We start from the raw sequence: 22,148 nt of genomic DNA on the forward strand, positions 1-22,148 counted from the left end.
GGACGAGTGGTTCCGGTGTGAACGCGCAGGCCGGGAGTGCTGTTCAGCGGCGATTCGTTCGGGAGGCTGCCGGCGGGGCACCCGGCGAACTGCGGGCTGTGCCGTCGGTTTCGCCGGGTGCTCGCCGGTGTTGTCAGAGCTGGGGTGCGATCGAGAGGACCTGCGCCGACAGGTCCTGCGCTGCGGCGATCTCCGTGAGCGGGAAGGTCTGCGAGATCGGGATCCGGACCTTGCCGCTGGCGACCGCGTCGATGACGTCCTGCAGGGCGTGGTCGAAGCCCGGTTCGAGGCCCGTGATGAGGATGCCGCCCGGGCCGGGGAATGCCGGGTCGACCAGGGTCACGACCGGTGCGGTCGCGGCGTGCCGTCGCTGAGCAAGCCGCTGCGCATCTTCGAATCCACCGGGTTCACGCTCGAGTACGCGACGCGAACCCGCACCGTTCCCGGCTCCGGTGCGGGCGTCGGGATCTCGGCGATCTGCAGCACGCTGCTGTCGCCGTACTCCTGGTAGATGGCTGCCTTGGGCATGCGGCTCGACCTTTCTCGGCTGGGCGCTCGTACGGGGCGGGGACCACCGGGCGCGGTCCCCGCGCCCGGTGGTCCCGGCATTCCTAGCGGCCGGGCATCGGCGGGCCGGCCGTCCAGCCGCCGTCGACGGCGAGCTCCGCGCCCGTCGTGTAGCTCGCGCTGTCGCCGAGCAGGTAGGTGATCGCTCCGACGAGTTCGTCCGGACGGCCGACCCGTCCGGCCGGAGCGCTGGGGAAACCGCCTTCGTCAAGGCTGATCCCGGTCGGGGCGGTCATGGGGGTGAGCACCATGCCCGGGTGCACCGAGTTCACCCGGATGCGTTCCGGCGCGAGCTCGACGGCGCTGAGCTTCGTCATGCCGCGCACCCCCCACTTGGCCGCGCCGTACGCGCCGGTCAGCTCCATGCCGACCAGGCCGGCGGCCGACGAGATGTTGACGATCGACCCGCCGCCGGCCCGCCGCATCGCCGGAACCACGGCCTGGATTCCGATGTGGACACCGACGAGGTTCGTCTGGATGATGCGCTGGAAGGTGTCGAGCGGCTCGTCGACGAGCCGGACCCCGGATGCGACCGCCCCGGCGTTGTTCACCAGCCCGGTCACCGAGCCGAATGCTTCCTCGGTCGCCGCGACGATCGCCTGCCAGGACTCGGGATCGGTGACATCGAGGTGCATCGACCGGGCGGCATCGCCCAGATCGGCAGCCACGGCCGCAGCCTCGGCTTCGAGGATGTCGCCGATCATCACCTCGCCGCCAGCCGCCACGATCCCGCGCGCGAAGGCTTCACCGAGCCCGCGGGCGCCACCGGTGACGATGACGACCTTGTTCGACAAATCCATGATTTCCTACTTCGTTGCAATCCGTGCGGCGCCGGGCGGCGTCGCGGTCTGGGGTTCGGCGAGCGGGCCGAACATCACGGCGGCTGCGGCGCGGGCGGCGACCGCCAGCGGGGTTCCGTCCCGGATCGAATGCTCGAGGGCCACGATGGTCAGCAGTGCCGCCTGCCCGCACACCACGGTGGTGCGCAAGTCGTCCTCCGGCGTGCCGAGCAACGCGGCCACGCTCGGCCTGAGCAGTTCGGTGATCTCGTAGGTGGCCTGCAGCCAAACCCTTCGCAGGACGTCATCGGTGAAGACCACCGCCATGAGCGCGCGTGCCTCTTCATCGGTGCTGGTCGAGAAGGCCAGGTCGAAGGCCTGGAGGATCGCATCGGCAAGGCCGGTGCCCGGCGGTTGCGCGGCGAGCGCGTCGGCGAACGCCCGGCTGCCCTCGTCGAAGACCGGCCGCAGGCAGTCCTCCTTGGTGGGGAAGTACCGGTAGAAGCTCCGCTGGGACATCCCGGCCGTCTCCGCGAGCCGCGCCACGGTGGGCGACGAATCGCCGGCCTCGGCGAAGACCGCTGCGCAACGACGAGAGATCGCTAGCAGTTCGTCCCGATCAAGCGCCTGCCTGGTCATGTGCCCATCGTAGCCCTTAGTGGCAGAAACTGCCATTAAGGTGGCCGCCATGTGGCACGACCACCACACCGGCCCACGCGCCGCACGATCACTGATCGCCTTTGGCCACCGGGCACATCGGTGCTGCTCGTCTAGGCTCGCGGCATGGACTGGCGGGCGGAAGTGCTGGATCAGCTCGACTTCTACTGGACGATGTGGCGCCCCGGCCTCGACGGCCTGACCGACGAGGAGTACTTCTGGGAGCCGGTCGCCGATTGCTGGTCGCTGCGACGGGTCGACGACGGCTGGGCGATGGACTTCAGCTACCCGGAGCCGGTGCCGCCGCCGTTCACCACGATCGCCTGGCGGCTCAGCCACATCTCCGGGCACGTCTTCGCGATGCGCGCCAACAACCACTTCGGCGACGCCTCGTACCGGATGGACAACCATGACTACCCGGGCACCGCGGCGGCGGCGCTGGCCTACCTGGACGAGCAGAAGGCGTTGTGGCGCAACGGGATCGACGGGCTCGACGTCGAAGGCTGGGAGAAGCCGGTCGGCCCGGCGGAGGGGCCGTTCGCCGACCGCAGCTACGTGGCGCTGGCGCTGCACCTCAACCGCGAGCTGTTCCACCACGGCGCCGAGGTGAGCCTGTTGCGCGATCTCTACCGCGCCTCGGCCGGCCGGAGCTTCGCCTGAACCCGCCCGACTCCAGGCAAGATCCGGTGCGGTTCGTCAGGTGGTGGTTTCGAAGGCGTTCCGGATCCTGGCCGCGAGGCCCAGGAGTTCGGCCGGGGTCGAGGTGGTGAACTGCAGGTCCACGAACGCGTCGTCGATGCCCAGCTCCGCCACCTCGTGCAGGTAGTCGACGAGCCGCTCGACCGGGCCGGCCCCCGGCCTCTCCGTCGCCGCGGCGTGGACCGCGGCGTTGATGCGCAGGGCGGTGGCGATCGGTCCGCGCCCGGCGTCCCGCGCCTGGTCGCCGATGCTCGCGAGCGCGCCCCGCAGCGCCTCCGCCGGCAGCGCCACGCCGAGCCAGCCGTCCGCGCGGCGACCGACGCGCCGGAACGCGGCGGGGGAGAGTCCGCCCAGGTAGATCGGCAGGTGCTGCTGCACCGGCTTGGGCCGGAAGTCGCCGGGGCTGATGGTCCAGAACCTGCCGTCGTGCTGCACGGGGTCGGCCGCCCAGAGGCTTTCCAGCACGTCCAGCGTCTCGTCCAGCCGGGCGCCGCGCTCCCGCCACGGCACCGCGACGGCGTCGTACTCGTCGCGCGACCAGCCGAGCCCGAGCCCGGCGATGACCCGGCCGCCGCTGAGCCGGTCGAGCCCGGCGAGGCTGCGGGCCAGGTGAATCGGCGGGTGCAGCGGGGCGTTGAGCGTGCTGGTGCCCAACGATGGGCGCGTGGTGGCGTTCGCCGCGAGGGTCAGCACGAGCATCGGGTCGAGGCCGCTGCGAAACTGCTCGGGCATGGTGCCGCCCGGGTACGGCGTGCTCGGGGCGGTGGCGGCGTGCACGCGTTCGCCGGTCCAGAGGCTTTCGAAGCCGAGCGCTTCGGCCTCGGTCGCGATCGCCGGCACCAGGGTCGGGTCGGCGAAGGGGCCGAACTGGGGGAGGGCGAGTCCGAGACGCATGGGAAATCCTCCTGTCGATCCGGGATGGCGCTGGTCGGAACGGGTGCACCTGGTCGGCGTTCGGGCGAGCGCGCGCCGCGGGCCGCGGCCTTGCCCCGGGTGAGCGTGTAACTACCACCAATGGAGCTCCACGATCACACCGCGTCGCGAATCGAGCCGATCGAGCTTCGCCGGAACACGCATGTCGCAACGCGGTCCAGTCCATCGGCGGTTGCGCGCGGAGCCGGGGACAGCGGGCCGTGGTGCTCGGTGCGGGCTGTGAATTCTGTGAAAAGCCTTCGCGTTGACGCCGAGTTTACTCGTCAGTAAGTATTTCGGTCGCCGCGCGGCTCGCCCCTTTCGTTCACCGATTCTGCGAGGTGAGGCCAATGAAGTCCCTTCTTCGTGGTAGACGTGCCGCCATCACCGCGGCGGTCGCCGCGGCCACGGCGCTCGCGTTGACCCCCCAAGCCATGGCCGCCGCATTCGACATCAACTTCGACTGCGCCGGTGACTCCCCGGTGGGGGAGCAGAAGTTCGCCCTGCAGCAGGCCGCCGACGTCACCGCGCCGGCCTCGGTCGCTCCCGGCGGGGCGCTCGACATCGTGATCGACCCGGGTCCGAACACCGTGCCCGCCGAGGTCAACGGGTACACCGTGAAGCGGATCGAGGGCATGGACCTGAAGATCCCGATCCCGGCGAACACCACGTTCGTCTCCGCGGACCTGGCGGGCGGCTCCGGTCTCGGGCCGAACCCGCCGACGTTCACGGTGGACGGCAACGTCGCCACGATCCACCTGGACGGTCCGATCGCCGGCGGTTCGGAGTTCGAGCTGCCCACCGTGACCGCGCACCTCACGGCCGGTGATTCCGGCACGATCGAGACCAAGCTGCACGGCACCAGCCACGACGACCCGGGCCTGACCTTCACGGCCGTGGTCGGGTCGATCATCGGCGACCAGAACGTGCCATCGCGGTGCTTCCCGAACCCCAACCCGGTCCTGACCACCACGACGATCGGCTGACCCTGCGATGAGACGGCCTGCCCGCCTCGGCGACGGAGGCGGGCAGGCCGTTCCGCATCATCCTCTCCTGGTGATCAGGTGGGTGGCGAGGCCGGCGAGCAGGCCCCAGAACACCGAGGCGATGCCGAAGGCGGTCACGCCCGAGGCCGTCACCAGGAACGCGATCAGCGCGGCGGTGCGGCTGCCCGGGTCCTCGGTGGCCTTGGCCAGCGAGCCGCCGATGGTGTCCAGCAGGCCGATCCCGGCGAGCGCGGTGACCAGCGCGATCGGGAAGGCGGCGATGAGGCTGCCGAGCATCGCCCCGAAGATCCCCAAGAGCAGGTAGCAGACGCCCGAGGCGATGCTGGCCTTGTAGCGCTGCGCCGGGTCCTCGTGCGCATCGCGGCCCATGCACAGCGCGGCGGTGATCGCCGCGAGGTTGATGCCGAAGCAGCCCAGCGGCGCCAGCACCACGTTCACCGCCCCGGTCCAGGACAGGATCGGCGAGACCGGCGTCGAGTAGCCGTGGGCGCGCAGCGTCACCATGCCCGGCAGGTTCTGCGAGGTCATCGTGATGACGAACAGCGGCACGGCCAGGCTGATCGTCGCGTGCAGCGACCAGCTCGGCCAGGTCCACACCGGCGTGGCGAGCGCGAAGTCGACGCCGCCGAAGTGCAACGAGCCCTGGAAGGCGGCGAACACCACGCCGATCACGAGCGCGATGAGCACCGCGTACCGGGACAGCAGCCGCTTGCCGAGCAGGTAGCCCACCAGCATCGCCAGCACCAGCCAGAACTGGGTCTGCATGGTGGTGAACAGGCCGAGCCCGAACTGCAGCAGCACGCCGCCGAGCAGCGCGGATGCGATCGACGACGGGATCAGGTTGACCGCCCGCTCGAACCAGCCGGTGAGCCCGACCAGCACCGTCAGCGCCGCGGCGATCAGGAACGCGCCGACGGCCTCCGCCATCGAGGTACCTTGACCGCTCGTGGCCAGCAGCGCGGCGCCGGGCGTGGACCAGGCCAGCACGACCGGCGCGCGGTAGCGGAGGGACAGCGCGATCGAGGTGACGCCGATGCCCGCGCCGAGCGCGAGGATCCACGAGCCGATTTCCGCGGGGCCCGCGCCGAGGGTCCGCGCGGCCTGGAAGACGATGGCAGCGGAGCTCACCACGCCGACCAGCGTGGTGATGGCACCGGAGACCAATGTGGACATCGGCGGGGCGGTCGGGAGCTGTTGCCGCAACTGCACTTTGTGCTTCCGTTCTGTTTATGGAACGGCGTGATGCTAGGAGGAAGCGGTGGAGCTGGTCAAGGTGGTCGGCGCGAACCTGCGCGCCGCCCGGGCCCTGCGCGGCCTGTCGCTGTCCGAGACCGCCCGCCGGGCCGACATCGGCAAGGGCACGCTGTCCGAGCTTGAGGCGGGGCGGCGCAACCCGACGCTGGAGACGCTCTACTCGCTCGCGACGGTGCTCGACGTGCCGCTGGGGTGGCTGCTCGTCGCGGAGCCCGAAGCCGTCGCGGAGCCGGCGGCGGTGGTCAGCCGGGCCAGCGGCTCGGACCTCTCCGGGCGGACGGTGGACGTGCAGCTGATGGACCGGGTGTTCAGCGGCGGCCAGCAGCTGGAGGTGTACCGGCTGCACGTGCGCGCCGGTAGCCGGTACGTCTCGGCCGCGCACCGGCCGCGCGTGATCGAGCAGCTGCTGGTGCACTCCGGGACCCTGGTCGCCGGCCCGGAATCCGCGCCGGAAACGCTCGGCCCGGGCGACTACATCCGCTTCGACGGCGGCGTCGACCACGTCTACCAGGCCCTCGACGATGACGTCTCCGCAACGCTCGTCATGCGCTACGTCGACCCGGCTTGAAGCATCCGGTTTCGCGCGCGTCTTGGGTCGCCGGCGTTGGGTGGATGAAGTGAACGGACTGTTCGCCTCGCCTAGCGAGGCGAACGAGCCGTTCGCTCCACATCGAGCGGCGAAATTGATCGGAGTGAGCACTCACTTCACCTTTGACGGAGTGAGTGCTCACTCCGTACTTTGGGGGCATGACGGAAACGAAGACGCGGCGCAGGGCGCCGGGGATGAGTCCGGAAGAGCGGCGGGCGATGATCATCGCGGCGGCCGTGCCGCTCGTCGCGGAGTACGGGGCGGCCGTGACGACGAGCCGCATCGCGCGGGCCGCGGGGATCGGTGAGGCGACGATCTTCCGCGTCTTCGCGGACAAGGACGAACTGCTGGGGGCATGCGTGGCGGAAGCCGTCCGGCCGGACCACGTGGTGCGGGAGATCGGCTCGATCTCGATCGACGAGCCGTTGGCGCAGAGGCTCGTCGATGCGGCCGACGCGCTGGCCGCGCACCTGGAGCGGATGGGCGCGGTGGTCGGATCCCTGCACGCTTCCGGGCAGTTGCGCGGCCAGCGCGGCGCGGACCGGGAGCGGCCGGCGGCGGACGACCGGGCGGAGTCCATGCGGCAGGTCCGCGATGCGATAGCGGAGCTGTTCGAGCCGGAGCGGGGATCCTTGCGATTGCCGCCGGAGAAGTTGGCGGCGATGTTCCTCGGGCTGCTGTTCGTGCGGCCGCGGATGGCGGAGCCCGCGCCCGTCGAAACCGCCGAGATCGTCGAGGTCTTCCTGCACGGCGCGATCGAGGAGGCGGAATGACGGTCACCCTGAACCACACGATCGTCCCGGCGCGGGACAACGACGCGGAGGCGGATTTCTTCGCCGGGATCATGGGACTGCGGCGCCTGCCGCCGGACGGCATCGACGGGAAGTTCGCGCCGGTCGCGGTCAACGACTCGCTGACCCTGCAGTTCATGACCCTGCCGGGGGCCGAACCGCACCACCTCGCGTTCGACGTGGAACCGGCGGAATTCGACCAGATCGTCGCGCGGCTGCAGGCGCGAGGCGTGTCCTACGGCAACAGCCCGCGCGATCCCGCCAACGGCCGCACCGACCACCCGCTGTGCCCCCGCGGCCTGTTCTTCACCGACGAAACCGGGAACCTCTACGAGGTCATGACCACGGCGTGAAAGCCGAAGACCCCTCCGGGACGGGGGACCGGAGGGGCCTTCGGCACGGCCGGGCACGAAGTCGGGATTCGGGGAACGACCTGGACGTCCGGTACCGGGGTCTCCGCAGTTTCAATTGAAACCGTGGTTCCGGCGCCGGCACCCGGGGTGATCACAGTTTCAATTGAAACCGTGACCCACCGGATGCCGGGAACCTCAGCGGTTGTCCTCCTTGAGCATGTCGGAGCACTTCTCGCCGATCGCCATCGTCGTGATGTTCGGGTTCACCGCCACCAGGAACGGCATCGCCGAGCCGTCCGCCACGCGCAGGCCCTGCACGCCCTTCACCCGCAGGCGCGGGTCCAGCGGCTTCGTCGGGTCGCCCTCGGCGCCCATCGGCACCGACGCCGACGGGTGGTAGACGGTGTTGTGGGTGCGCTTGAGGTAGTCGGCGATCTCGTCGTCGGTGCGCACGTCCGGGCCGGGGAACAGCTCGGCGCCCGCCCAGTCCCGCATCGCCGGCTGCGCCACGATCTTGCGGGCCAGCTTGATGCCCTCGGTCATCACCCGCATGTCGTGCGGGTCGGTGAAGTACCGCGGGTCCACCTTCGGCTTGTCCCGGAAGTCCCGGCTGCGCAGCCGGACCGTGCCCGTGGACCGGGCGCGGGTGACGTTCGGGGTCAGGCAGAAGCTGTTCTCCGAGGTCGGGTAGCCCTGGCGCACGGTGTGCATGTCGAAGGGCACCGAACCGTAGTGGAACATCAGGTCCGGGCGGTCCAGGCCCGGCTCGGTGGTGGTGAAGATGCCGATCTCCCACCACTGCGTGGAGTCGGTGACCATCGGCTGCTTGGCGTCCCAGCTGATCACGCCCTCCGGGTGGTCCTGCAGGCTGGACCCGACGCCGGGGGAGTCGACCAGCACGTCGATGCCGAACTCCCGCAGGTGCTCAGACGGCCCGATGCCGGAGAGCATCAGCAGCTTCGGGGTGTCGATGGCGCCGGCGGACAGCACCACCTCGCGGCGCGCGGTCACCGTGCGGGTGTGGATCAGGTCCGCGTCCAGGTATTGCACGCCGGTGGCCCGGGTGCCGTCGAAGGTGACCTTCTTGGCCCACGCCTGGGTGCGGATCTCCAGGTTCGGCCGGTCCAGGTTCGGGTGCAGGTAGGACACCGACGACGAGGACCGGGTGCCGTCCTCCCGCGCGTTGATCTGGAACCAGTTGGCGCCGTGCAGCACGGTCTTGCCGGAGTTGAACTCCGTGGTCGGGATGCCCTCCTGGGCGCAGGCCTCCAGCAGCGCGACGCCGCACGGGTCCTCCGGCGGGACGCTGCGGATGGTCACCGGGCCGCTGCGGCCGTGGTGCTCGCCCGGCCCGTCGTTGGTCTCCAGCCGCTTGTACAGCGGGAAGATGTCCTTGGCGCCCCACCCGGTGGCGCCCATCGACTCCCACTCGTCGAGGTCCTCGGCCGGGGCCCAGAACGCGATGCAGGAGTTGTGCGAGGAGCAGCCGCCGAGCACCCGGGCCCGCGCGTGCCGCATGAACGAGTTGCCGTTCTCCTGCGGCTCGATCAGGTAGTCCCAGTCGTAACCGGACTCCAGCAGCGCCATCCAGCGATTGAGCTCCAGGATCGCCTTGTCGCCGACGTCGGACGGCCCGGCCTCCAGCAGGCACACGGTGACGTCCGGGTCCTCGGACAACCGCGCGGCGACCGCTGCGCCGGCGCTGCCGCCGCCCACCACGACGTAGTCGAACTGGTCAGTCATGGATCGAAACTCCGTTTCCGCTCAGGCGACCGGGCTGGTCGTGTCGTCGTCCGAGGTGGACCGGGCGGCGTGGTCTGCGAGCACGCCGACCTTGTGGCGTTGGACGAACCAGTAGTACGCGAACCCGCCGACCGCCGCGACTCCGACGAACAGCACCGAGCTGTACTGCAGGTACCAGTGGTAGGGCGGCTCGGCGTTGTAGACCTCGCGGCGCGGCCAGGCCAGGTTGACCGTCATGCCCACGCCCCAGAGCACCGCCAGGATGTTGATCGGCAGGCCGAGCTTGCCCAGGGTGAACCGGCCCTGCCGCTTGGCCTCGTCCCGCGGCACCGACCACTTGCCGCGCAGCCGCGCGACCAGCATCGGCACGGTGACCAGCAGGTACGAGATGTAGATCAGGATGATCGCCAGGCTGGTGACCGCGGTGAAGATCTGCGGCTGCCCGATGTTGACCACCAGCAGCGCCACCGCGAGCACGCCGATGACCACGGCCGGCACGATCGGCGTCTGGAAGCGCGGGCTCACCCGCGCCAGCAGCGAACCGGCGGGCAGCGCGTTGTCGCGGGCCATCGCGAAGGCGATCCGGATCGCCGCGGTGTGCACCGCCAGCACGCAGACCGTGATCGCCACGAAGATCGACAGCAGGAACAGCCGGCCCACCAGCGGGCCCAGCGCGTCGTTGAGCACGTACTGCAGGCCGCTCTCGGCCAGTTGCGGCGCCGAGAAGTCCTTGGTGGCCATCAGGCCGAGCAGGATGATCAGGCCGCCGAGGATGAACGAGGCGATCAGCGCCCGCAGGATCGCCTTCGGCGCGTTGCGGTGCGGGTCGATGGACTCCTCGCCCAGCGAGGCGGCGGTGTCGAAGCCGTACATCACGTACGACGAGGCGATCCCGGCGACGAGGAACGCGCTCAGGTAGTTGCCGCCGAAGGCGGACTCGGTGCCGTTGGTGTCGAACACGATCGTCGGCGGGTTCACCACGACCAGCGCCAGCGCGACGATCAGCAGCACTGCCGCGACCAGCTCGATGAACACCCCGGCGCTGTTGATCCGGGCCATCAGCTTCACGCCGAAGGCGTTGACCAGCGTGGTGAACAGGATCAGCACCAGGGCCAGCAAGATGCCGTTGACGGCCTGCTCGGTGCCGGTGCTGCCGTCGCCGACGAGCTGGAAGCCGGACCAGATCTGCGGCAGCGTGTTCTGGTAGGCCAGCGCGGTGGCCGAGATCGACACGATGGAGGCCAGCAGCATCATCCAGCCGGCCAGCCAGCCGACGTGCTGACCACCCAGCTTCTTCGCCCAGTTGTAGATGGAACCCGCGATCGGGTACCGGGATGCCAGCTCGGCGAAACTCAACGCCACGAGCAACTGCCCGACGAACACGATCGGCCAGGACCACCAGTAGGCGGGGCCACCGAAGGACAGGCCGAAGTAGGACAGTTGGAATGTGCCGGTGAGCACCGAGATGTAGCTGATCCCGGCGGCGAAGGTGGAGAATCCGCCGAGGCTTCTCTTCAGTTTGTTGGTGTAGCCGAACTCGTTGAGCTCGGCGTCGTAATTGGGCGCGCTCATGCCCCGACTCCTTTCCCGATCCTCCCCGCCCGCCGGATGCGGGGAGGGGAACGAATCGGGTGGTTGTTTGCGTCGCGCGAAGAACACCGCCTACGCCGGCGGTTTCGAGCTGAAGCGCGACCCGATCGGTCGCGCGGTTCCCGCGGCGGTGGCTTGGTCACCGCCGCGGGGCGAGGGGAATTCCTCCTTATTCTCCGGAGAACCAGTTCTGGGGTCCGGGCCGCAGATTCTGGTAGACGTGCTTTGCTTCCTGGTACTCGCCGAGGCCGGCGCGGCCGAGTTCGCGGCCGATGCCGGACTGCTTGAAGCCGCCCCATTCGGCCTGCGGCAGGTAGGGGTGGAAGTCGTTGATCCAGACGGTGCCGTGCCGCAGCCGGTTGGCGACCCGCTGGGCCTTGCCCGGATCGCCGCTGAACACCGCGCCGGCCAGGCCGTAGTAGGTGTCGTTGGCGATGCGCACCGCGTCGTCCTCGTCGGTGAAGCGCTCGACGGTCAGCACCGGTCCGAAGGACTCCTCGTTGACCGCGTAGCTGCCCTGCTTGACCTCGTCGAGCACGGTCGGCAGGTAGTAGTGACCGTTCGCGTAGCGCTCGCCCTCGGGGCGGCGGCCGCCGGTGCGCAGCACGGCGCCTTCGGAGACCGACTTGGCCACGTAGTCGTCCACCTTCTTCAGGTGCGCGGCGGAGATCAGCGGCCCGGTCTCGGCGTCGGAGTCGAACGGCCCGCCGATGCGGATCCGCTCGGCGCGGCGGACGATCTCGTCCACCAGCGCGTCGTGCAGCTCGTCCTGCACGATCAGCCGCGCCCCGGCGGAGCAGACCTGCCCGGAGTGCAGGAAGATCGCGGTCAGCGCGTAGTCCACCACGGTCTCGAAGTCGGCGTCGGCGAACACGACGTTCGGGTTCTTGCCGCCGAGTTCCAGCGCCACCTTCTTCACCGTCGCGGCCGCGGCCGCCGAGATCTTGCGGCCGGTGTGCAGGCCGCCGGTGAACGACACCAGGTCGACGTCCGGGTGCTCGGCCAGCACCGAGCCGGCCTCGGCGCCGGTGCCCAGCACGAGGTTGCCGACCCCGGCGGGCAGCCCGGCCTCGGTCAGCGCCCGCATCAGCAGGATCGCGGTGCTGGGGGTGAGCTCGCTGGGCTTGAGCACGAAGGTGTTGCCCGCCGCGATCGCCGGGGCGACCTTCCAGGCCACCTGCAGCAGCGGGTAGTTCCAGGGCGTGATCATGCCGCACACGCCGACCGGCTCGTACTGCACGCGGCTGATGGCGTCCGGCGATCCGGTGTCGACGAGGCGGCCCGCGTCGGTGCCGGCGATCTTGCCGAAGTACCGGAAGCACGCGGTGATGTCGTCCATGTCGAATTCGCTCTCGACCAGCCGCTTGCCGGTGTCCAGCGATTCGGCGCGGGCGAACTCCGCCTTGTCGCGCTGCAGGATGTCGCTGACCCGCAGCAGCAGGTCACCGCGCTCCCACGGTGAGGTGTTCGCCCAGGCGCCATCGTCGAAGGCGCGGCGCGCGGCGGCGATGGCCCGCTCGGCGTCGGCCGGCCCGGCCTCAGCGACCGTGGCCACCAGCGAGCCGTCGGCGGGGCAGCGGATCTCGCGGGTTCGGCCGTCGGCGGCCGACGTCCACTCGCCATCGATGAACAGCGAGGCTGTCGAATTCTCTGCTTGCGACATGGCTCGTTTCCCCGTGATGTCGATTGTGCTTTTCGCGCCGGAACCGCACCGCTGCGCACTTCTGGTACCGGTGTGCACATGGCCGCGATCCGTTTCGCTCCGCCACACTAAAGCGCGTTCGCCGATTGCGCCGCTGGTAAGCGCGGGCGGCGCGCTATTCGCCGAATGGGGACCGATCGACCCGCGAGTCGCGGAATTCACCTCCTGGCGGTCCATTCGGTGGCGGACTAACGCTTGTGTCCCGGCGCAGTGCCGCGGAAGACCCTAACACCGTTCCTGTACATCTGTACATCATCGGGGTTGAGGCCCCGGGATGAATCGCCGAAAAAGGCGTGATGAACAGGCGGAACGCCGTTCCGGTGACCTGGACCGCATCGCGCTGGGTGGTCAACATGGCACGCTGGACACCGTTGTGGAGTTCACGGGAGGAACGCTGAAGCGAATGTCGACCACCGAGCCCGCGCCCGCCGCCCGCCGCAAGGACCCGGCCCGCCGCGAGCGCATCGCCCGCGCCGCGATCACGGTCGTCGCCGAGCGCGGGGTCGAGAAGCTCACGCACCGTGCCGTCGCGGCCGCGGCCGGTGTTCCGCTGGGGTCGACCACCTACTACTTCGCGACGCTCGACGACCTGCTGGCCAGCGCGTTGCGGCAGGCCGCCGAGGACGACGTCGAACATCTGCGGCAGTGGGCCGAGCGGCTGGAGCGCGGCGGTGATCTCGCCGTCGCGCTGACCGACCTGGTGCTGCACTACCTCGGCCCGGCCCGCCCGCAGACCGCCGTCGAGCACGAGCTCTACATCGCCTCGCTGCACAAGCCGGCGCTGCGCGGCATCAGCCAGGAATGGGACACCGCGCTGGCCGAGTTGTTCGCCTCCTACACCGATCCGTCCACCGGGCGTGCATTGTCCGTTCTGTTCTGCGGTTTGCTGCTGCAAGGCATCGTCCGGGAATCGGTGCCGAGCCGAGATGAAATCGAGACGATATTCCGCCGGGTGCTCGGCCCGGGCGCGAAAACCTGATTCCAGCAGGCAATTCCGCCCCGGTGACCGGATGGTCAACATCCGATGACCGTTGCATTGCACCGGATTCCGGGCAGTTGATCTCGATCGCCGCTGGGGGCGACAATGGGCGCAGCGATCCGTGGCGCCTCGCGTCCGCGCGTGCACTCCGGCGGATTTCAGTCCGGCGGAGCACATCGCGGGGACGTTCTCCAGGTGTACAACGGACTTGCCGCGTCGGGGCGTGGCTCGCTCCCAGCAAAGTTGATCAATCGAGCGGGGTGAGACCGTGGGGCACATCGAAGACCGCGAACTGGTGCCGCTGAAGTCGGATTTCGACACAGTGTGGTACGGGTTTCGCCGATCGCAGGTGAAGTTCTACATCCAGCAGACCGAGAACGAGATCAGGCTCATCACGGAGGACCGGGATTCGGCGCTCAGCCAGGTCGGCGACCTGTCGGCGCAGCTGGACCAGGCGCGAGCCGAGATCGAGTCGCTCAAGGAGCAGCTCGACGAGCAGGCGCGCACGCCGATCGACGCCGCCGCGCTGACCGACCGGTTACGCCGGATGGTCCGGCTCGCGCAGGACGAGGCGAATGATGTGGTCGCCGCCGCGCAGGCCGCGTCCGAGCACGAGTGGGCGCGCTCCGAGCAGGCCGCCGCCGAGCTCCGGGAACGCTACGAGAAGCTGGTCGCCGAGGCCGACGAGTGGCGCCGCCAGTCCGAGCAGCAGCGCGGCGAGATGCTGACGCGCACCCGCGAAGAGGTCCAGGCGATGGCGCGCGAGGCGGAGCAGTGCCGCCGCCGGCTGGACACCGAGGCCGAGGAGCGGCGCACCCAGGTCGAGCACGACTTCGAGGTGTCGATGGCGGCGCGCCGCGAAGAGGCGATGCGCATCCAGGCCGAGCGCGAGCAGAAGAGCCGCGATGAGGCGCAGCGGCGGGTCCGCGAAGCGACCGCCGAGGCCGAGCGGCTGATCCGCGAGGCGGACGAGTACGCCGAGTCGATGCTGCGGATGCGGCAGGACGTCGCGGAGCGGGTCCGGGCTGCGCAGCAGGTCCTGGCGACGGCGGAGCCGCTGTTGGCGGCGACGGAGGCCGGCGCGGGGAGCGAGGAGGCGGACGGTTACGTCGCCAAGGTGGTCCACAGTGGACAGGTGCCGCTCGACGACGTGAACGTGCCCAAGCAGCGCGACGAGGAGCCGGTGCCCCAGGAGGCGGACGCCGCCGCCACGGCCTGACACCTGCGGTTTCGGCGAGGGCTCGCCTCGTGAGTGATCGTGCCGGTTCTCACCGGCACGATCACTCACGACCGGGTCAGCCGCCCCAGCTGTGCCAGGAGGTCACCTCGATCCAGCCGCTGATCCGCGGCCGGTCGCGGACCGGGTACGGCTCGCCGGTGTAGTGCCGGGCCAGCCGGTCGATGTCGGTCAGGTCCGGGTCGTCCTCCAGGGCGATCACCCGGCCGCGCAAGCTGACGTGGCGGTACCAGCTGTCACCGTCCAGCACCGTCAGCGATACCCGCGGATCGGCCCGGAGGTGCTTCAGCCGCGCCCGGCCCGCGTCCATGTTGACCAGCACCTTTCCGCCGTCCCAGAGGTACCAGGTGGCCACCGAGACCGGCGCGCCCGCGGCGTTGAGGGTGGCGATCACCGCCGGGTTCGGGCGCGACAGCAGCTCCTGCACGTCCGCAGGCAGGTCTTCCTTCGGCATCGATTCTTCCTTCCGGGAGGCGGTTCTCGTTACCTGCCGCGAGGATTCCAGCTGGCGCAGCGGGAAACGGCGAGAACACGCCGCGACCTTCCCGCTGCCGCCCGGTGGAACTAGGTTCGGCCTGATCTCGGGCCCAGCAGGAGGCGGAATGAACTGGCGCGGTCTGGTCACCTTCGCGGTGGTGTGCGGGATGTTGCTCGTCGGGGCGCCGGTGGGCGCGGCTCCGCCGGACGACATCGGGGAGCGGCTGGCGGCGGTGCCCGGGCTGACCGTCGTCGGCGAGCGGCCCACCGAGCCGGGATTCCGGCTGTTCGACCTGACCTTCACGCAGCCCGACGACCACCGGCACCCGGAAGCCGGGCAGTTCCAGCAGCGCCTGACCCTGCTGCACCGCGACCTCGACCGGCCCACGGTGCTCTACACGAGCGGGTACGAGCTGCCGGGCCGGACCGCCCGCACCGAGCCGACGCGGCTGGTCGACGGCAACCAGGTCGACCTGGAGCACCGGTTCTTCACCCCGTCCCGGCCCGATCCCGCCGACTGGAACGACCTGGACATCTGGCAGGCGGCCACCGACCAGCACCGGGTGATCGCCGCGCTGAAGTCCGTCTACCAGCGCGAATGGCTCACCACCGGCGCCAGCAAGGGCGGCATGACGGCCGTCTACCACCGCCGGTTCTACCCCGACGACGTGGCGGGCACGGTGGCCTACGTGGCGCCCAACGACGTCGACAACGACCGGGACGTCTACGACGAGTTCCTGGCCTCGGTCGGCACCGACCCGGCCTGCCGCGGCGCGCTGCTCGCGGTGCAGCGCGAGGCGCTGGTCCGGCGCGACGAGATGCTCGCGAAGTTCCGCGCCTACGCCGACGCCGAGGGGCTGACCTTCGACCGCATCATCGGCGACATCGACCGGGGTCTGGAGATGGTCGTGTTCGACGCGCCGTTCGCGTTCTGGCAGTACCGCGGCCAGCAGGACTGCGGGAAGGTCCCGGCGACCACCGCGAGCACCGACGAGATCTACGCGTTCTTCGACGAGACCGTGCAGTTCTCCTTCTACACCGACCAGGGCATCGAGCCGTACGCGCCGTACTACTACCAGGCCGGAACCCAGCTCGGCTGGCCCGGCGTCTCCGACGAGCCGCTGGCCGACCTGCTGCACCACCGCGAGCTCAGCCAGCCCCGCAACCTGGTGTCGCGCGACATCCCGATGAGCTTCGAGCCGGGCGTCATGCGGCAGGTCGACGCGTGGGTGCGCAGCAGGGGAGCGGAGCTGATGTTCGTCAACGGCGAGCGCGACCCGTGGAGCGCGGAACCCTTCGAGCTCGGGCAGGGCACCGCAGACTCCTACAGCTACCTGGTGCCGGGTGCCAACCACGGGGCCAAGATCGAGGGCCTGCCCGATCAGCAGCGAGCCGAGGCGGAAGCGGCGGTCCGCCGCTGGGCCGGCGTCCAGCCACCCGCCCGCGTTCTAACCCCGCTAGACGCGGAGCCCATGACGCAGCGCCCGATCTGACGCGCGAGGGGCGTCTCACCGGCTCGGCCGGTGGCGGGCGCCCCTCACGCTCCGCTCGACCGCGTGCGGCGGCCGGCCAGGGAGTCGTAGGCGCGCATCAGGAACTTGTGCGTCGGGCGCTCGACGACGCGGGTGAGCGCCCAGCCCAGCGCCGTGCCGATGACCAGCATCGCGGCGGTCTGCAACAGCGGGTCGACGCCGACCTCGTCGAGCTCCTTCATGACGATGTAGCCGATGGTCTGGTGCACCAGGAACACGCCGTAGGAGATCCCGGCGAACCACGTGATCCGGCCGGCCAGCCACCCCGGGACGAACCGGTTCCAGTCCGGCCCGAAGGCCGTCAGCGCCACCACGACCATGCCGATGCACACCGCGACCGTCGAGCCCCAGTCGGCGATCAGGCCCTCCGGCGTCTCGCTGTAGTTGTGCAGCGCCTGGCCGAGCATGCAGGCCGCCAGCATCGCCGCGAAGTGCAGCAGGTGGATGCGCCGCGTCGACCACAGCCAGATCGCCACCCCGGCGACGAACAGGTGCCAGCGGTGCACGCCGATGCCGTCGACGATCGTGCGGTACAGCTCGGACTTGTCGGCCACCCGGATCGGCCACTGCGCGATCGGCACCAGCACGGCCGCCCACAGCACCGCGATGATCCGCCGCCCGTGCCCCCACCTGGTGCGGAACAGCAGCGCGGCCGCCGTGAAGCCCATCAGCTGCAGCGGGACCGTCCAGTGCGATCCGTCGATGAACCAGTAGTCCGCCGGTTTCCAGTTCCACAGCATCAGCAGGTTCCACCAGAGGTCGTTGAAGCTCGGGTAGAACCAGCCCTCGATCGCCGCCCAGCGCATCACCACGAAGATCACCACCACCGCGCCGAGGAACGGTGGCAGCAGCCGCGCGATGCGGCCCCACCAGTAGCGCAGCACGGTGCCGCGGCCGATGGTCACGCAGGCGAAGTACGCCGAGATCACCAGCAGCAGGCTCGCGCCGACCTGGTAGGGGAAGACGATGTCGCGCGGCGTCATCTCGGGGTGCAGGAAGGTGCCGAGGAACGTCGAGTGGTAGCACATGACGAGCACCACGCAGCCAGTGCGCACCACGTCCCAGCTGATCTTGCGAGTGCTCCGGCCCGAGGCTTGGCGGGTTTTCGCGGTGGTCATCTCGGGCACGCCCGCCACCGTACCAGGGAGTTTTGTCTGCTTATGACCGGATTTCGATCGATTTGATCACGACGAGCAGCGGTTCGTCGGTGCGCTGTCGGGTTGGTCACGGCTTCCGCGCCACGGCGGCGTAACCGAGCGGCGCCGCCGGCTGCAGGTCCAGGTCGCCGCGCTCCGGCCGCCACTGCGCGATCGGCACCACGCCCGGATCGACCAGGTCGAGACCGGTCAGCAGGGCCTCCAGTTCGGCCCGGCTGCGCGGCGTCCAGGGATGCGGGTTGGCCGGCAGCAGGTCGAACACGGCTCGCATGATCTCCGGCGCGTGGTCGGCCGTCAGGTGGGTCAGCGCCAGGAACGAGCCGGGCGCGAAGGACTCCAGGTAGGCGCGGATCAGCGCGGACGGGGCGTCGTGGTCGGAGACGTGGTGCAGCACCGCGAACATCAGCACCGCCGTGGGCTGGTCGGGGTCGAGCAGCCGCCGGACGTCGGTGGCGGCCAGCACCTCGTCGATGTCGCGCAGGTCGGCCTGCACGATGGCGGTGTTCGGGTTGCCCTCGAGGATGAGTTCGCCGTGGGTCACGGCGACCGGCTCGTTGTCGACGTAGACCACGCGCGCGGTCGGGTCGAGCCGCTGGGCGAGCTCGTGCGGGGTGCCGATCGACGGGATGCCGCAGCCGACGTCGAGGAACTGCCGCACGCCCTGGGCCAGGCACATCCGGATCACCCGGTGCAGGCAGGCGCGGTTGGCCAGCGCGCTCAGCCGCATGTCCGGGGCCACCGACAGCACGCGCCGGCCCAGCTCGCGATCGGCGGCGAAGTTGCTGCCGCCACCCAGGAAGAAGTCGTACACCCGGGCGCCGCTGGGGCGGTCCGGGTCGAGGTCCTGCGGGAGCTGACCGTGTTCCGACATGATGCCTCCGGGTAACCGTGCAAGAAGCGGAGAGTAGTCGGCCGAACATCGGTCGAACAGGGTGAAACGTGATCGAGAACACCACCATCGTGTCATTGACCTGCAGCGCGCTTGAAGTTTGAGACTTTCGTCGATCGCAGATGATCGGCGGAAGGGATGAGGACAATGGCGCAGCAGTACGTGTTGCCGGAGTTGGACTACGACTACGCGGCGTTGGAGCCGGCGATCGCCGGTGAGATCAACGAGTTGCACCACAGCAAGCACCACGCGGCGTACGTCAAGGGCGCCAACGACACGGTGGAGAAGATCGCCGAGGCGCGGGAGAAGGGTGACTTCTCCTCCATCGTGGGGCTGGAGACCACGCTGGCGTTCAACCTGGCGGGGCACTCGCTGCACCTGGTGTGGTGGAAGATCCTCTCGCCGGGCGGCGGGGACAAGCCCACCGGTGAGCTGGCGGCGGCCATCGACGAGGACTTCGGCTCGTTCGACAAGTTCCGCGCCCAGCTGGAGGCGGTGTCGACGACGATCCAGGGCAACGGGTGGGGCGTGCTGGCCTGGGACCCGGTCGGTCAGCGGCTGATCACCCAGCAGTTGCGCGATCACCACTCGAACCTGTCGATCGCGACGACGCCGCTGCTGGTGTTCGACATCTGGGAGCACGCGTACTACCTGCAGTACCGCAATGTGAAGGCGGACTACGTCAAGCACCTGTGGAACGTCGTCAACTGGGACGAGGTTTCCAAGCGCTTCGCCGACGCCCGCGCCGGCAAGAACGGCCTGCTCCTTCCCTGACGGGTAGAGCAGGACGGCGGTTTCGGGGCCGTGCGTGCTTTGTGTCGCCATGGCAGCACAAACCACGCACGGCCCCCATCGTGCTTCCGGCCGCTGGATCGGCGCGGTGGCAATCGGTTCCGGAAATGTCATCCAACTGTGAGTTATCCGAATGCAGGCTCGGATACGATCACGGGCCATGGCGAGTCCGCCAGCTCAGCTCCGCTACCGACCGGCCACTTAGGACCTCATTTGATGCCGACCCGCGTCTCCGTTCACCGTCGAGGAGTGCGGCCGCCGCTGCTCGCTTTTCTGGCCGCACTGGTCGTCACCGGCGGCGCCTGCCTGTGGGTGTCCCTCGCCGCGCCGGTCGGCAGCCAGGCGCTGGTGGCCTGGTACGGCGGCGTTCTTTCGTTCCTGCTGTCCGCCGCGATCGCCATCGCGATCGGCGGGGCGCAGTTCTTGCGCCAGGCGAGGGCGGATTCGGCGGCGCTCGACGCGGAACGCGCTCGGCTCGCCGGTGAGGCGCTTCCGGTCCTGGCGCACCGGATTCGCGGCGGCGTCGCCGCGGACGCCGCCTTCGCCGAAGCGGCGCCGTCCTTCGACGTCGCGCACCAGCGCGTCATCCGGGCCGTGGCGCAGGAAGTCGCCACCGGCGAACGCATGCGCGCCGCGGCCATGGCCACCTGCGCCAACGCTGCCGGTCGCATGCAGGCGCTGGCGACCAGCACGCTCGCCGACCTCCGCGAGATGGAGAACCGGCACGACGAGGACGTGCTCGCGGACCTGCTGAAGCTGGACCACAGCACGGCGCAGGCCGGCCGCCTCGCGGACAGCATCGCGGTGCTGACCGGCGCCCGCTCCGGCCGCCGCTGGACCAAGCCGATCGTGATGGAGAGCGTGCTGCGCGGCGCGATGGGCCGGATCAGCTCCTACCAGCGGGTCCGGCTGCATTCCACCAGCACGGTCGCGGTGGTGGGCTACGCCGCGGAAGGCGTCATGCACGCGCTCGCGGAGCTGATGGACAACGCCACCCGCTTCTCGCCGCCGGCGGAGGAGGTCCACGTCTACGTGGAGGAGCTCCACACCGGCGTCATCGTCACGGTCGAGGACAGCGGCCTGGTCATGAGCCCCGCCGCGCTGGCCCGCGCCGAGCGCGCCGTGTCGGCGGAACCGCTGGACCTGGCCGCGATGTCGGGCACCCGGCTCGGGCTCGCCGTGGTGGGCCAGCTGGCCCGCAAGCACGGCCTGACCGTCTCCTTCCGGTCGTCCTCGCGCGGCGGAACCGGCGTCGTCGTCCTGATCCCGCGGCAGCTGATCACCCAGCCGCGACCGGAACCCGCGCCCGCCCCGAGGCAGGCGCCGGAAGCCCCCTCAGCCTCCGCAGCGCCGGTCGCGGCCGAAAGCGCCGATCCGGCACCGGAAACCGGCGATCCGAATGGGCTGCCGAAGCGCCGCCGCGGCAAGACGCTGGCCGCGGCGCGATCGGCCGCGACCGAGTCGAAGGAGTCCGAGCCGCCCCGGCCGCGCCCGGACGCCGGGGCGCGGTTCGGCGCCTTCCGCAACGCCCGCCGCGACTCACCGTCCACTTCGGACGACAACTCTCGATGACGGCCTGACCGCCTGGACAACGGATTGGAGGCGCGGGTCGGTGCCGGGATCCCGGAGCACCGCCCCACAGCTGCGATGACCACGACAACTCGCGACCTCGACTGGTTGCTGGAGAACCTGCTGGAGCGGACGCCGGGCACCCGGCACGCCCTGGTGCTGTCCAAGGACGGACTCAAGCTCTGCCACACGCCCGGCCTGTCGGTGGACCAGGCGGACCAGCTGGCCGCCATCGCCTCCGGCATCCAAAGCCTGTCCTACGGGGCGTCGGTCGAGTTCGGCGACGGCAGCGGCGGCGTCCGGCAGTCCATGACCGAGTTCTACGGCGGCGTGCTGTGCATCGTGGAGGCCGGGGTCGGCGCGCACCTCGCCGTGCTGGCCGCAGACGACGCGGACGTCGGCGTCGTCGGGCACAACATGAACGAACTGGTGGAGCAGATCGGCGAGTACCTGAGCTCCCCGCCGCGCGACGACGACCCGGCCGAGGCGTGATGGCCAGGCGGTTGGTCGACGAGGAGGACCCGGACCGGCTCTACACCGTCACCGGCGGCCGCAGCAGGCCCGCCGAGGACACCTTCGACCTGGTGACGCTGATCGTCAGCGAATCCGATCCGAGCGCGGGAATGCAGTCCGAGCACGCCAAGATCCTGCGGTTGTGCCGCGAGCCGGTGGCGGTGGTGGAGCTGTCCTCGGACCTCGGGCTGCCGGTGAGCGTGGTGAAGATCCTGCTCTCCGATCTGCTCGACATGGGCAAGATCACCGCCCGCCACCCGTCCTCGAAGCGCGTCGAGGCGCAACTGCCCGCCCCCGAATTCCTCAAGCAGGTGCTCGTTGGACTCCGGAACATCTAGTCGCGTCCCGCTCCGCGACACC

The 22,148-nt window shown here is 70.1% G+C and carries 24 protein-coding genes; 12 read left to right on the plus strand and 12 right to left on the minus strand.

The genetic code is table 11. The features are described 5' to 3' along the window. Nucleotides 1-133: 133 nt before the first annotated feature. The 4 genes from AB0H93_RS15265 to AB0H93_RS15280 form a co-directional block, all read right to left on the minus strand. Nucleotides 134-343, minus strand: coding sequence for a zinc-binding dehydrogenase (locus AB0H93_RS15265; protein WP_358572608.1), 210 nt, complete (start codon nt 341-343; stop codon nt 134-136). Beyond that, the gene (locus AB0H93_RS15270; RefSeq protein ID WP_358572610.1) at nt 340-528 is read right to left on the minus strand and encodes a hypothetical protein; all 189 of its coding nucleotides are present in this window, start codon (nt 526-528) and stop codon (nt 340-342) included. Before AB0H93_RS15270 ends, AB0H93_RS15265 begins: the two co-directional genes overlap by 4 nt. An 83-nt stretch (nt 529-611) precedes the next feature. After that, nucleotides 612-1,367 carry an SDR family oxidoreductase gene (locus tag AB0H93_RS15275; RefSeq protein WP_358572612.1) on the minus strand — a complete coding sequence of 252 codons (756 nt, stop codon included), beginning with the start codon at nt 1,365-1,367 and terminating at the stop codon, nt 612-614. Between the two features lie 6 nt (nt 1,368-1,373). Further along, a complete protein-coding gene (locus AB0H93_RS15280; protein WP_358572614.1) occupies nt 1,374-1,985 on the minus strand; it encodes a helix-turn-helix domain-containing protein in 612 nt (203 codons plus the stop codon). Nucleotides 1,986-2,129: 144 nt separating this feature from the next. On the opposite strand from AB0H93_RS15280, the gene AB0H93_RS15285 reads away from it, so the two are divergent. Beyond that, nucleotides 2,130-2,663 (plus strand): DinB family protein, encoded by a 534-nt coding sequence (locus AB0H93_RS15285; RefSeq protein ID WP_358572616.1) that lies wholly within the window; start codon nt 2,130-2,132, stop codon nt 2,661-2,663. Between the two features lie 36 nt (nt 2,664-2,699). Here the strand turns inward: AB0H93_RS15285 and AB0H93_RS15290 are convergent, their stop codons facing one another. Further along, nucleotides 2,700-3,596: a TIGR03619 family F420-dependent LLM class oxidoreductase gene (locus tag AB0H93_RS15290; protein WP_358572618.1), complete on the minus strand. Its 897-nt coding sequence runs from the start codon at nt 3,594-3,596 to the stop codon at nt 2,700-2,702. Between the two features lie 368 nt (nt 3,597-3,964). On the opposite strand from AB0H93_RS15290, the gene AB0H93_RS15295 reads away from it, so the two are divergent. Further along, complete coding sequence (locus tag AB0H93_RS15295; protein ID WP_358572620.1) at nt 3,965-4,600, plus strand: cyclase; 636 nt, start codon at nt 3,965-3,967, stop codon at nt 4,598-4,600. Between the two features lie 57 nt (nt 4,601-4,657). Here the strand turns inward: AB0H93_RS15295 and AB0H93_RS15300 are convergent, their stop codons facing one another. Next, entirely contained in the window at nt 4,658-5,830 is a 1,173-nt protein-coding gene (locus tag AB0H93_RS15300; RefSeq protein ID WP_358572622.1) for a benzoate/H(+) symporter BenE family transporter, read from the minus strand. Between the two features lie 49 nt (nt 5,831-5,879). Here AB0H93_RS15300 and AB0H93_RS15305 point away from each other — a divergent pair, with 49 nt between their 5' ends. From AB0H93_RS15305 to AB0H93_RS15315, 3 genes are all read left to right on the plus strand, one after another. Continuing rightward, the gene (locus AB0H93_RS15305) at nt 5,880-6,443 is read left to right on the plus strand and encodes an XRE family transcriptional regulator (RefSeq protein WP_358572624.1); all 564 of its coding nucleotides are present in this window, start codon (nt 5,880-5,882) and stop codon (nt 6,441-6,443) included. Between the two features lie 179 nt (nt 6,444-6,622). Next, the gene (locus AB0H93_RS15310) at nt 6,623-7,237 is read left to right on the plus strand and encodes a helix-turn-helix domain-containing protein (protein ID WP_358572626.1); all 615 of its coding nucleotides are present in this window, start codon (nt 6,623-6,625) and stop codon (nt 7,235-7,237) included. Continuing rightward, nucleotides 7,234-7,608, plus strand: a complete 375-nt coding sequence (locus AB0H93_RS15315) for a VOC family protein (protein WP_358572628.1) — start codon at nt 7,234-7,236, stop codon at nt 7,606-7,608. Before AB0H93_RS15310 ends, AB0H93_RS15315 begins: the two co-directional genes overlap by 4 nt. A 195-nt stretch (nt 7,609-7,803) precedes the next feature. Here AB0H93_RS15315 and AB0H93_RS15320 read toward each other — a convergent pair whose 3' ends face one another. The 3 genes from AB0H93_RS15320 to AB0H93_RS15330 form a co-directional block, all read right to left on the minus strand. Then, nucleotides 7,804-9,351, minus strand: coding sequence for a GMC family oxidoreductase N-terminal domain-containing protein (locus tag AB0H93_RS15320; protein ID WP_358572630.1), 1,548 nt, complete (start codon nt 9,349-9,351; stop codon nt 7,804-7,806). 21 nt (nt 9,352-9,372) lie between these two features. Beyond that, the gene (locus AB0H93_RS15325) at nt 9,373-10,923 is read right to left on the minus strand and encodes an amino acid permease (protein ID WP_358572632.1); all 1,551 of its coding nucleotides are present in this window, start codon (nt 10,921-10,923) and stop codon (nt 9,373-9,375) included. 187 nt (nt 10,924-11,110) lie between these two features. Beyond that, nucleotides 11,111-12,604: an aldehyde dehydrogenase family protein gene (locus tag AB0H93_RS15330; RefSeq protein ID WP_358572634.1), complete on the minus strand. Its 1,494-nt coding sequence runs from the start codon at nt 12,602-12,604 to the stop codon at nt 11,111-11,113. Between the two features lie 442 nt (nt 12,605-13,046). Here AB0H93_RS15330 and AB0H93_RS15335 point away from each other — a divergent pair, with 442 nt between their 5' ends. Together AB0H93_RS15335 and AB0H93_RS15340 are read left to right on the plus strand one after the other, a co-directional pair. Next, entirely contained in the window at nt 13,047-13,622 is a 576-nt protein-coding gene (locus AB0H93_RS15335) for a TetR family transcriptional regulator (RefSeq protein WP_358572636.1), read from the plus strand. 268 nt (nt 13,623-13,890) lie between these two features. After that, nucleotides 13,891-14,841: a cellulose-binding protein gene (locus AB0H93_RS15340; RefSeq protein WP_358572638.1), complete on the plus strand. Its 951-nt coding sequence runs from the start codon at nt 13,891-13,893 to the stop codon at nt 14,839-14,841. A gap of 76 nt (nt 14,842-14,917) precedes the next feature. Here AB0H93_RS15340 and AB0H93_RS15345 read toward each other — a convergent pair whose 3' ends face one another. Then, complete coding sequence (locus AB0H93_RS15345) at nt 14,918-15,313, minus strand: PPOX class F420-dependent oxidoreductase (RefSeq protein WP_358572640.1); 396 nt, start codon at nt 15,311-15,313, stop codon at nt 14,918-14,920. Between the two features lie 148 nt (nt 15,314-15,461). Here AB0H93_RS15345 and AB0H93_RS15350 point away from each other — a divergent pair, with 148 nt between their 5' ends. Further along, complete coding sequence (locus AB0H93_RS15350) at nt 15,462-16,829, plus strand: S28 family serine protease (RefSeq protein ID WP_358572642.1); 1,368 nt, start codon at nt 15,462-15,464, stop codon at nt 16,827-16,829. Nucleotides 16,830-16,873: 44 nt separating this feature from the next. Here the strand turns inward: AB0H93_RS15350 and AB0H93_RS15355 are convergent, their stop codons facing one another. Next, nucleotides 16,874-17,986, minus strand: coding sequence for an acyltransferase (locus AB0H93_RS15355; RefSeq protein ID WP_358572997.1), 1,113 nt, complete (start codon nt 17,984-17,986; stop codon nt 16,874-16,876). Nucleotides 17,987-18,092: 106 nt separating this feature from the next. Then, nucleotides 18,093-18,896 carry an SAM-dependent methyltransferase gene (locus AB0H93_RS15360; RefSeq protein WP_358572644.1) on the minus strand — a complete coding sequence of 268 codons (804 nt, stop codon included), beginning with the start codon at nt 18,894-18,896 and terminating at the stop codon, nt 18,093-18,095. A gap of 165 nt (nt 18,897-19,061) precedes the next feature. On the opposite strand from AB0H93_RS15360, the gene AB0H93_RS15365 reads away from it, so the two are divergent. From AB0H93_RS15365 to AB0H93_RS15380, 4 genes are all read left to right on the plus strand, one after another. Then, nucleotides 19,062-19,688, plus strand: coding sequence for a superoxide dismutase (locus AB0H93_RS15365; protein WP_358572646.1), 627 nt, complete (start codon nt 19,062-19,064; stop codon nt 19,686-19,688). Between the two features lie 267 nt (nt 19,689-19,955). After that, complete coding sequence (locus AB0H93_RS15370) at nt 19,956-21,278, plus strand: ATP-binding protein (protein ID WP_358572648.1); 1,323 nt, start codon at nt 19,956-19,958, stop codon at nt 21,276-21,278. Nucleotides 21,279-21,353: 75 nt separating this feature from the next. Continuing rightward, nucleotides 21,354-21,767 carry a roadblock/LC7 domain-containing protein gene (locus AB0H93_RS15375; RefSeq protein WP_358394275.1) on the plus strand — a complete coding sequence of 138 codons (414 nt, stop codon included), beginning with the start codon at nt 21,354-21,356 and terminating at the stop codon, nt 21,765-21,767. Beyond that, nucleotides 21,767-22,126: a DUF742 domain-containing protein gene (locus tag AB0H93_RS15380; RefSeq protein ID WP_358572650.1), complete on the plus strand. Its 360-nt coding sequence runs from the start codon at nt 21,767-21,769 to the stop codon at nt 22,124-22,126. The genes AB0H93_RS15375 and AB0H93_RS15380 overlap by 1 nt, the downstream gene beginning before the upstream one ends. Nucleotides 22,127-22,148: the final 22 nt, after the last annotated feature.

Source organism: Saccharopolyspora sp. NPDC050642, from assembly GCF_040654735.1.
Classification (GTDB): domain Bacteria; phylum Actinomycetota; class Actinomycetes; order Mycobacteriales; family Pseudonocardiaceae; genus Saccharopolyspora; species Saccharopolyspora elongata.

Coding starts and splice junctions, on each gene's coding strand:
- AB0H93_RS15320 (WP_358572630.1), bottom strand. CDS start 9,351: ATGACTGACCAGTTCGACTACGTCGTGGTGGGCGGCGGCAGCGCCGGC.
- AB0H93_RS15365 (WP_358572646.1), top strand. CDS start 19,062: ATGGCGCAGCAGTACGTGTTGCCGGAGTTGGACTACGACTACGCGGCG.
- AB0H93_RS15310 (WP_358572626.1), top strand. CDS start 6,623: ATGACGGAAACGAAGACGCGGCGCAGGGCGCCGGGGATGAGTCCGGAA.
- AB0H93_RS15315 (WP_358572628.1), top strand. CDS start 7,234: ATGACGGTCACCCTGAACCACACGATCGTCCCGGCGCGGGACAACGAC.
- AB0H93_RS15360 (WP_358572644.1), bottom strand. CDS start 18,896: ATGTCGGAACACGGTCAGCTCCCGCAGGACCTCGACCCGGACCGCCCC.
- AB0H93_RS15335 (WP_358572636.1), top strand. CDS start 13,047: ATGTCGACCACCGAGCCCGCGCCCGCCGCCCGCCGCAAGGACCCGGCC.
- AB0H93_RS15355 (WP_358572997.1), bottom strand. CDS start 17,986: ATGACCACCGCGAAAACCCGCCAAGCCTCGGGCCGGAGCACTCGCAAG.
- AB0H93_RS15380 (WP_358572650.1), top strand. CDS start 21,767: ATGGCCAGGCGGTTGGTCGACGAGGAGGACCCGGACCGGCTCTACACC.
- AB0H93_RS15350 (WP_358572642.1), top strand. CDS start 15,462: ATGAACTGGCGCGGTCTGGTCACCTTCGCGGTGGTGTGCGGGATGTTG.
- AB0H93_RS15345 (WP_358572640.1), bottom strand. CDS start 15,313: ATGCCGAAGGAAGACCTGCCTGCGGACGTGCAGGAGCTGCTGTCGCGC.
- AB0H93_RS15290 (WP_358572618.1), bottom strand. CDS start 3,596: ATGCGTCTCGGACTCGCCCTCCCCCAGTTCGGCCCCTTCGCCGACCCG.
- AB0H93_RS15285 (WP_358572616.1), top strand. CDS start 2,130: ATGGACTGGCGGGCGGAAGTGCTGGATCAGCTCGACTTCTACTGGACG.
- AB0H93_RS15280 (WP_358572614.1), bottom strand. CDS start 1,985: ATGACCAGGCAGGCGCTTGATCGGGACGAACTGCTAGCGATCTCTCGT.
- AB0H93_RS15295 (WP_358572620.1), top strand. CDS start 3,965: ATGAAGTCCCTTCTTCGTGGTAGACGTGCCGCCATCACCGCGGCGGTC.
- AB0H93_RS15275 (WP_358572612.1), bottom strand. CDS start 1,367: ATGGATTTGTCGAACAAGGTCGTCATCGTCACCGGTGGCGCCCGCGGG.
- AB0H93_RS15330 (WP_358572634.1), bottom strand. CDS start 12,604: ATGTCGCAAGCAGAGAATTCGACAGCCTCGCTGTTCATCGATGGCGAG.
- AB0H93_RS15375 (WP_358394275.1), top strand. CDS start 21,354: ATGACCACGACAACTCGCGACCTCGACTGGTTGCTGGAGAACCTGCTG.
- AB0H93_RS15270 (WP_358572610.1), bottom strand. CDS start 528: ATGCCCAAGGCAGCCATCTACCAGGAGTACGGCGACAGCAGCGTGCTG.
- AB0H93_RS15325 (WP_358572632.1), bottom strand. CDS start 10,923: ATGAGCGCGCCCAATTACGACGCCGAGCTCAACGAGTTCGGCTACACC.